The organism is Falsiroseomonas oryzae, from assembly GCF_027856955.1.
Taxonomy (GTDB): Bacteria; Pseudomonadota; Alphaproteobacteria; order Acetobacterales; family Acetobacteraceae; genus Falsiroseomonas; species Falsiroseomonas oryzae.
Window position 1 is genome coordinate 1 of sequence record NZ_JAPSMD010000480.1, and the last position, 3,821, is coordinate 3,821.

Annotated in this window: 4 protein-coding genes and 1 pseudogene; 4 read left to right on the forward strand and 1 reads right to left on the reverse strand. The window is 73.5% G+C overall.

The features are described from left to right. Both OZN99_RS27375 and OZN99_RS27380 read left to right on the forward strand, forming a co-directional pair. A partial coding sequence (locus tag OZN99_RS27375) for a hypothetical protein (protein WP_408611954.1) occupies positions 1-333 on the forward strand: 333 nt, incomplete at its 5' end. 156 nt (positions 334-489) lie between these two features. Further along, the gene (locus tag OZN99_RS27380; RefSeq protein ID WP_270938393.1) at positions 490-1,464 is read left to right on the forward strand and encodes a class I SAM-dependent methyltransferase; all 975 of its coding nucleotides are present in this window, start codon (positions 490-492) and stop codon (positions 1,462-1,464) included. Here OZN99_RS27380 and OZN99_RS27385 read toward each other — a convergent pair. After that, on the reverse strand, positions 1,394-2,020 hold the full coding sequence (locus OZN99_RS27385; RefSeq protein ID WP_270938394.1) for a potassium channel family protein: 627 nt from the start codon (positions 2,018-2,020) through the stop codon (positions 1,394-1,396). The genes OZN99_RS27380 and OZN99_RS27385 overlap by 71 nt on opposite strands. Before the next feature lie 178 nt (positions 2,021-2,198). On the opposite strand from OZN99_RS27385, the gene OZN99_RS27390 reads away from it, so the two are divergent. Together OZN99_RS27390 and OZN99_RS27395 are read left to right on the forward strand one after the other, a co-directional pair. Continuing rightward, positions 2,199-3,218 (forward strand): C-terminal binding protein, encoded by a 1,020-nt coding sequence (locus OZN99_RS27390; protein WP_270938395.1) that lies wholly within the window; start codon positions 2,199-2,201, stop codon positions 3,216-3,218. A 309-nt stretch (positions 3,219-3,527) separates the two neighbouring features. Then, positions 3,528-3,821 (forward strand): annotated as a pseudogene (locus OZN99_RS27395) (glycosyltransferase family 4 protein); the annotation flags it as partial.

Here is a 3,821-nt window from a genome sequence, read left to right on the forward strand (position 1 = left end):
GTTCCGACGGCGGACGCCGTCGAACCCGCCACCGCTGCCGAGGCGTCCGCAGGCGAAGCCGCGCCGGCGGAAGCCACGCGGCACGACACCCCGCCGGTGGAGGCTGTCGTGGTCGAGCCTCCAGCCGCGGCGGCGCCCGTCGCACCTGAACCGGCGGCGGCAGAGCCGGTGCCGGCGCCGGTGGCCGTGCCGGTCCCGGTGGCGGACGCGTCACCGGCCGAGCCCGCCAAGCCGGAAAAGGTCGAACCGGTCATCGGACAGCCGGTGGCGCCGATCGTTCTCGGCGCCGAGGCCGCGGACCTGCCGCGCAAGCGGGGCTGGTGGCGGAAGTAGCGGGGCCCGGACACCGCGCCACGGGGTCGCCGGCGGGCCTGCCATGACGGGCCCGTCCGGTGCGGCAGTCTTGGCGTGTTGTTTTTCTTGATGAACACGACGTCATGAGTTAGCCATCCCGCCGCATCACGCAACGAAGCGGGAGCGGTCGGGAGCATGGACGCGTGCAAGTGCTGCGGGGCGCCCACCCGGCCCTTCGGGCAGGTGGATGCGGCACGCTGCTGCGAGGACCGCGGCGGGGCCCCAGTGTTCGCCGCGACGGGGCGCCTGATCACCTACCGGCGTTGCGTCGCCTGCGGCTTCGTCGGCACCGGCGACTTCGACCACCTGTCGGACGCCGAACTCGCCGCGGAGATCTACAACGCCGACTACATCCGGGCGGACCCCGCCTTCGCCGACAGCCGCCCGGCCTATTTCGCCCGTGTCGTCGCGGATTGGCTGCCGGATGTCGGCCGGGTGGGGGAGGCGCTCGACTATGGCGGCGGCCAGGGCGCCTTCGCCGCGGCCATGCAGGAGCGGGGCCACCGCTTCGCGAACTGGGACCCGCATTTCCACGCAGCGCCGCGGCCGACGGGCCGGTTCGGCCTGGTCACCGCCTTCGAGGTGGTGGAGCATAGTCGCGACCCCGTCGGCACCTTCCGCGATGCCGCGGCCTGCCTGCAGCCGGACGGCGTGCTGGTCTTCACCACCCTGCTGGTGCCGCCGGAGGCCGGGCCGGAGTGGTGGTACGTGGCGCCACGCAACGGCCATGTCTCGCTGCACACCGCGGCCAGCCTGCGCGCCTGCGCCGCGCGCTGCGGCCTGCGCCTGCTGAGCGTGTCGGAGGGGCTGCACCTCTTCCTGCCGCCGCACCTGTCGCCGCTGGCCCGCCACATGGTGCACGCCAAGGCGGCCGAGGCGCTCTACAACGCCTCGCTGCGCGGACCGGCCGAGCTCTGGCATACCGCACGGGAAGTGGCGCGGGCGGGACGCCTGCGCGACGCCGCCAATCCGCGGCACGCAGCACGCGCCCTGCTGCGCGGCAATGCGGAGGGCACGCCGCGACCCGACTGGCGGGGCCTCATCGCCCGCCACGCGGCGGGCGCGCGGCGAGTTCCAGCGAGACAAGCCGCGCCAGCAGCACGGCAATGAAGATCTGCCCCGTCACGGCCTGCAGCGTCGCCAGCGTGCGGGCCAGGGGGGAGGCCGGCACGATGTCGCCGAAGCCGGTGCTGGTCTGCACCACCAGGCTGAAGTAGCGGAAGCTCTGCGGCAGCCCGGTGGCGCCGGTGAAGGCGCCGGGGCTGGCAGCCTCCAGCATCTCGTACGCGGTGGCGAAGACCAGCGCGATCATCAGGTAGAGCGCGATCGCCCCCTCGATCCGGGCGCGGGTGACCTCGCCCTCCGCCGTCACCTGGCGCAGAAGGCCAAGGCAGAGGAGGCCGAGGCCGGCCACGCCAGCGATGCCCTCCGCGCTGCTGCTGCGAAGGCCGAGCCCGACCGCGAGCACGAGGACAGAGGCCGCGACGAGGCTGGCGAGCCATCGCTGCCGCCCCAGCGACATCACGCCGGCCAGCAGCGTGGCCATGGTCACCAGCGGCGGCGTCCAGACCGGCAGAACCCCGATATCGGCCAGCGGCTGCAGCACGAAGAGCGCGGTCGCGAGGCCGATCAGCATCAGATGCATGCCGGCGTCCTGTCGCGTCACGCCGTGTCTCTCCCCGCGCCAGTTGCCGGCGCAACTCTCCGGGGCGGATCATCACGGCGCCTCCCGCCACGCGCAAGCGAGCCCGCGACCGCATGGCCGGGGCGCGGCCGGGTCGGGTTGCCCGACCGCGGCCGCACGCCGCATACCGCTCCGCAACCCAGCGGAAGGACGATTCCAGGTGGCGCGACTGACGGTGCTCGAGCCGGAGGCGATGTATCCGGACACGACCCTCGAGCAGGAGATCCTGGGCCCCGAGGTCGAGGTGCTGCACGGCGGCGCGCCGCATACCGGCACGCTGGACGCGCTGCCCGACGAGGTCTGCGCCAGGGTGGACGGGCTGCTGATCTTCCGCCACTGGCTGAAGCCGCACCACGTCGCGCGCTTCCCGCGGCTGAAGGCGGTGGTGCGCATGGGCGTCGGCTACGACCGGCTGGACCGCGCGGCCTGCGCCGATCGCGGCATCAGGGTCTGCAACGTGCCGGACTACGGCACGATGGAGGTGGCCGACCATGCCATCGCGCTGACGCTGGCGCTGCGGCGCGGGATCGCGCTGCACCACGACCTGCAGCGCGACGACCCGCCGGCGGCCTGGCGCTACCTGGACAGCCCGCTGGTCCGGCGGCTGGGGGTGCAGGGCTTCGGCATCGTCGGGCTGGGCCGCATCGGCACGGCCGTCGCGCTGCGCGCCAAGGCGCTGGGGTTCCAGGTCCGCTTCTTCGACCCCTACCTGCCGAACGGCGTGGACCGCGCCCTCGGCATCGGCCGCGCCCGCACGCTGGAGGAACTGCTGCGCGGCGCCGACGTGCTCTCGATCCATGTCCCGGACACCCGCACGACGCGCGGCATGATCGGCGCGGCGCAGCTGGCCCTGCTGCCGCGGGACGCCGTGGTCGTGAACACCGCCCGCGGCACCAGCCTGGACGTCGATGCGCTGGAGGCGGCGTTGCGCTCCGGCCACCTGGCCGGAGCGGGGCTGGACGTGCTGCCGGTGGAGCCGCCGGTGGAACCCGTGCCCGCCCTGCTCGCCGCCTATCGCAGGCGGGAGCCCTGGCTGAAGGGCCGGCTGATCGTCACGCCGCACAGCGCGTTCCACACCCCGGAAGCCTGGGCCGACATCCGGCTGAAGAGCGCAGAGACCATGCGCGACGTGCTGCTGCATGGCGGATCGGCCAACGAGATCCGGCCGGACCAGGACTGACGCCGCCGGGCGTTTCCGCAGGCCAGGGATCCCAGGAGGGGGTGAGCCTTGCGCCCGAGCCGGCGGCCCGGCCGGCCATGACAGCGCAGGGCCGGTTGTGCCTATGGACGCGACCTCACGCGCCGGTGTATTTTCATTTCAGGCGCTTAGGGTTGCGCACACAGGCTTCTCATTGATCGGGATCGCCGCGGCGATCATATTCGCGTAAAGCGTCAAAAATCGGCGTGATGGTGCTGCCGCCGGGCGAAAATCGCCCTGTGCGGCGGCGGGGGATTGTTGCCGGTCCCTGAAGGGGCTCTGGGGGAGTCGTTGCAGGTCATCCTAGACATCTCCCGGCTGTTGGCGGTGGCGAGCCGTCCTGCCCCGACCGGGATCGACCGGGTTGAACTGGCCTATGCCCGCCGCTGGTCGGCGGATCCCGCCGCGCGCTGCACCTTCGTCGCCGAGATGCCGCTCATCGGCTTCGCCGCCCTGCCGCGCCAGCTGGTCGCGGAGCTGGTGGCGGCGCTGGACGAGGCCTGGCGGCATGGCGGGCGCCGCGCCGCCGCCGTGGCGCGCCGCGCCCGGCTGGCGCTGCCCTTCGGACGCAGCGCCCTGGTCGAG

Bases quoted from the DNA above. Each gene is read 5' to 3' on its own strand.
- OZN99_RS27380 (WP_270938393.1), top strand. From the start codon at position 490: ATGGACGCGTGCAAGTGCTGCGGGGCGCCCACCCGGCCCTTCGGGCAG.